This window comes from Flavobacterium sp. UBA6195 (genome assembly GCF_002422095.1).
Lineage (GTDB): Bacteria > Bacteroidota > Bacteroidia > Flavobacteriales > Flavobacteriaceae > Flavobacterium.
In genome coordinates this window covers 1-3,777 of sequence record NZ_DITB01000088.1, presented here as the reverse complement: position 1 = coordinate 3,777, position 3,777 = coordinate 1, and the positions used below count along the sequence as shown (strand labels likewise).

Annotated in this window: 1 protein-coding gene and 1 pseudogene; one reads left to right on the top strand and one right to left on the bottom strand. The window is 30.3% G+C overall.

The window, feature by feature from the left end; all coding sequences use genetic code 11:
• Positions 1-140: 140 nt before the first annotated feature.
• A complete protein-coding gene (tsaD, locus tag B4I81_RS07955; protein ID WP_291109442.1) occupies positions 141-1,163 on the bottom strand; it encodes a tRNA (adenosine(37)-N6)-threonylcarbamoyltransferase complex transferase subunit TsaD in 1,023 nt (340 codons plus the stop codon).
• A 189-nt stretch (positions 1,164-1,352) separates the two neighbouring features.
• Between tsaD and B4I81_RS07950 the strand changes: the two are divergent.
• Positions 1,353-3,777 (top strand): annotated as a pseudogene (locus B4I81_RS07950) (translocation/assembly module TamB); the annotation flags it as partial.

The window sequence follows — 3,777 nt, the reverse complement described above, 5'->3', positions numbered from 1 at the left end:
AGAGGACTTTGGATATAAACATATAATCTTTACATATAATAAATCAATTGATTATATGTTTATATCCAAAGTCCTCTGGTTTTTTTTGACCAAAAGTTGTTAAAGAGATTAAGAGAAGTAAGAAAACTTTATTCATAATCTTAAAATTCAATTCGTGCTTTAGAAGTGACATCAGCTTGACTGAAATTTTCCTCTAAAAAGTTATAATACCCTACAATTCCAATCATTGCCGCATTATCGGTTGTGTATTCAAATTTTGGAATGTAAGATTTCCAACCGTATTTTTTTTCTGCTTCTTTTAATGTGGTTCTAATTCCTGAATTTGCAGAAACACCACCACCAATTGCAATTTGGTTAATTCCAGTTTCAGCAACAGCTAATTTCAATTTATCCATTAAAATATTGATAATGGTATATTGAATGGAAGCACAAATATCAGCTTTGTTTTCTTCTATAAAATTCGGATTTATCGCTACATTTTTTTGGATGAAATATAAAATTTGGGTTTTTAAACCGCTGAAGCTAAAATTTAATCCGTCAACTTTTGGTTTAGTAAACGGAAACGCTTTCGGATTTCCTTCTTTTGCAAATTTATCAATCAAAGGACCACCAGGATAGGGTAGTCCTAAGATTTTAGCCGATTTATCAAAAGCTTCTCCCACCGCATCATCAGTAGTTTCTCCAATAATTTCCAAATCGAAAAAGCTATTTACTTTCACAATTTGTGTATGTCCGCCAGAAATAGTCAATGCTAAGAAAGGGAAAGTAGGTTTATCAAAACCTTCTTCATCAATAAAATGCGCTAAAATATGCGCTTTCATGTGATTTACCGCCACTAACGGAATATCCAAAGCCATACTCATCGATTTCGCAAAAGAACCGCCTACTAAAAGCGAACCCATCAATCCTGGACCTTGTGTAAAAGCGATACAATTCAAGTCATTTTTGGTAATTCCAGCCTTTTTTATAGCAACATCTACAACAGGAACAATATTCTGTTGGTGCGCTCTCGAAGCTAATTCTGGAACTACGCCACCATATTCTTCGTGAATCGCTTGTCGCGCCACAATATTGGATAAAACAACGTCGTTACATAGTACGGCTGCAGACGTGTCATCGCACGAACTTTCGATGGCTAAAGTATATATTTTTCTTTCTGACATTTTAGGCATGAAATTTGGAATAGGGATATTGTAATTATCTTACAAATTTCCTTATTTTTGTTGGATTATACACCCAGTTATATAATTGGTAGCAAATTTAAAACAAAAGAACGTATCAAAAAATTTAAAAAAATACTATTTCGTTCCCTATTAGCAATTTTATTGCTGTTTCTTGTATTGGGTATTCTTTTGTCGTTACCTTTTGTGCAAACTGCTTTAGGAAAATACGCGACTGATAGCTTGAATAAGTCTTTCGGAACTAATATAGCGATAGGAAAAGTTGCCATTACGCCTTTCGGAAGTGTAAAACTTGGCGATGTTTTAGTTTTAGATCATCATCAAGATACTTTGTTTTACATTAAGAAATTAAATACGTCTATTTTAAGTTTTAAGAAAATTTACGACCCAGGTCATCCGTATTTGAAAGATGTGGTTTTGCATGGAATGGATGTTCGAATTGTAAATTACAAAAACGAAGATTATACCAACTTAGATAAATTCATTGAAGCTTTTGACGATGGTTCTCCTTCTTCGGGAAGATTTAGAATGAAAGCCAATAAGATGACGGTTTATAACAGCCGTTTTCAATACATCGATTACAATCTTCAAACACCAAAAATGCTTGATTTTACGCAATTAAATGGTAAAATCGAAGATTTCTTTATCAAAGGTCCTAATGTTTACACATTTATTGACAAGCTATCTTTCAAAGATCATCGCGGATTGTTAGTCGAAAATATTACAGCTGATTTTACGTATACCAAGAAAAACATTTTGTTAGATCAATTGGCAATGAAAACGCCTTCATCTGAAATGAAAGGTAGAGTAGAGTTGAAGTACAACAGAAAAGATTTTTCAGATTTTAATAACAAAGTTATTTTTGATGTTCAGTTCGATAAAGCTACTATTGCTTCAAACGATTTGAATTACTTTTACAATGAATTTGGAAAAAACAATGTCTTTTATGTTGATACGCATTTGATTGGTACATTGAATAATTTCACAACTTATAATTTAAAATTAATAGATAAAAATCAATCAGAAATTATTGGTACAGTTAATTTTAGAAATCTGTTTGGAAAAGGAAATCAAGAGTTTTACATGAAAGGAAACTTTGATCGAATTACTTCCAATTATGAAGATTTAAAATCGATTTTACCTCGAATTTTAGGCAATAATTTACCATCGGTTTTGGCTAAATTAGGAAATGTAAATATTGCTGGTGCTGTAGAATTAACTCAAAAATACATCAACGCCGATGTTTCGATGTTATCGCAATTGGGTTATTTAGAAGGTAATTTAGCGATGCAAAACATCAATAATATTGATAATGCTTCTTACCAAGGAAATATAAAGTTAGATGCTTTTGATTTAGGAATACTTTTAAGTGAAAAACAGATTGGAAAAACTACTTTAGATTTAGATGTTGATGGAAAAGGGTTCACTCAAAAATTGTTGAATACAGCTATAAAAGGAAAAATTGATCAATTTTATTATAACGGATATAATTATCAAAACATTACGGTTGATGGAAGCATGAAAATGCCCTATTATAAAGGCTATTTCAATAGTAATGATCCAAATTTAAAAATGGATTTCGATGGAACTATCGACTTAAGTTTAAAAGCTAAAAACTACGATTTTAAAGCCCAAATTGACTATGCCGATTTACATATTTTAAATTTTTACAAAACAGATTCTATTTCAATCTTTAAAGGGAATATCAATTTTAAAGCTGATGGAAATTCAATTGATGATTTAGCAGGTGTTTTAAAAATTAATAATGTTTCGTATCAAAATAGTAAAGATTCCTATTTTTTTGATGATTTTGAAGTGACCTCTTCTTTTGATACGGAACGAGTTCGAACTATTGAAATTAATTCTCCCGATATTATAACAGGGCAAATAGTAGGAAAATACAAAGTAAATCAATTGCAAAAAATGGTCGAAAATGCATTGGGGAGTTTGTATGCCAATTATTCTCCAAACAAATTAGAAAAAGGACAATTTTTAAATTTTGACTTAACTATTTATGATAAAATGGTAGAAGTTTTTATACCCGAAGTTAAAATTTCTGAAAACACAAAAGCTAAAGGAAAAATAAGTGGTGATGAAGGAAAGTTTGTTTTTGATTTTACTTCTCCAAATATCATTGCATATGAAAATACTATTGAAAATGTAAATATTGAGATTGACAATAAGAATCCATTATACAATGCTTACATTACGGTTGATTCTATTAAGAATAATAAATATACAATTGCAGATTTTAATTTGATTAACCTAACTTTAAATGACACATTATTTGTGCGTTCTGAGTTTAAAGGTGGACCTAAGAGCGAAGATACGTATGATTTGAATTTATATCATACCATAAATGAAAATAAGCAATCTATCGTTGGATTTAAAAAATCGGAGATTAAGTTCAAAGAGTACCTTTGGTTTATTAACGAGCAAGAAACAGAAGATAATAAAATTGTATTTGATAAAAAGTTCAAAGATTTCGATTTTCAAAAGTTAACATTATCTCATAACGAGCAAAAGATAGATTTCTTTGGAACCATGCGTGATTCTACTTATAAAGATTTCAAATTATCCTTTGATGATGTAGATT

What these genes read in the sequence shown, in the direction of transcription:
- tsaD (WP_291109442.1), bottom strand. Translation starts at nt 1,163, where the DNA reads ATGTCAGAAAGAAAAATATATACTTTAGCCATCGAAAGTTCGTGCGAT.